At 67.0% G+C, this 851-nt stretch carries 1 protein-coding gene; it reads left to right on the top strand.

What is annotated here, in order from left to right; all coding sequences use genetic code 11:
- The first annotated feature begins 36 nt into the window (after positions 1-36).
- A protein-coding gene (locus TsocGM_RS25640; protein WP_391733073.1) for an IS5 family transposase occupies positions 37-842 on the top strand; the annotation gives its coding sequence in 2 pieces (ribosomal slippage) (positions 37-382 and positions 382-842; 807 coding nt in all).
- The last annotated feature ends 9 nt before the right edge of the window (positions 843-851 follow it).

The following is an 851-nucleotide window of genomic DNA, read 5'->3' as shown; positions in this document are numbered from 1 at the left end:
ACAGCGAGTCTAGAAAGGGTGACCTAGCCTTCTGGCATGGACACCACCAAGCGCTACCCGACCGACCTGACCAACGCCGAGTGGGCCCAGGTCGCCCGCGTCATCCCGGCCCCGAAGAAGGGTGGCCGACCCGCGAAGTACGAACGCCGCGAGATCACCAACGCCCTGCTGTACATCACCCGGGCCGGATGCCCCTGGCGGATGATGCCCAGGGACTTACCGCCGTGGCGGATCGTGTACTGGTACTTCATGCAGTGGAAGAAGGACGGCACCTTCGACCGACTCATGGACCTGCTCCGCGGCGACTTGCGGGTCGCCGAGGGCCGCAACCGCCAGCCCTCGGCCGCGATCATCGACACCCAGTCGGTCCGGACGACCGAAAGGGGGGGCCTCACGGCTACGACAGCGGTAAGGGGATCAACGGCCGCAAGCGTCACATCCTGGTCGACACGCTCGGCCTGATCCTGTCGGTCGTCGTGCACGCGGCCGACATCCAGGACCGCGACGGGGCCAGGCTCGTCTTGGCGCCGTTGCGGCACCGGTTCGCCCGGCTGCGGCTGATCATCGCCGACTCGATCTACAACGGCGGGATCGCCGAGTGGGTGCACGCCCTGCGCGCCCGGAACAAGCTCAGGTTGGAGGTGCGGGCGAAGGAGCCCGGTGCCAAGACATTCAAGCCCATCCCGTTGCGGTGGCGGGTGGAGCGGACGTTCGCATGGCTGGGGCGGAGCCGCCGGTTGAGCAAGGACTACGAGGGGACGACGGCCAGCAGCGAGGCGTTCGTCAAGCTGGCGATGATCCACCTCATGGCCCGACGGCTGGTCAGGAAACTCACTTTCTAGACTCCCTGT

Source organism: Tautonia sociabilis (assembly GCF_003977685.1).
GTDB lineage: Bacteria > Planctomycetota > Planctomycetia > Isosphaerales > Isosphaeraceae > Tautonia > Tautonia sociabilis.
This window is presented reverse-complemented; position numbering and strand designations above follow the sequence as displayed.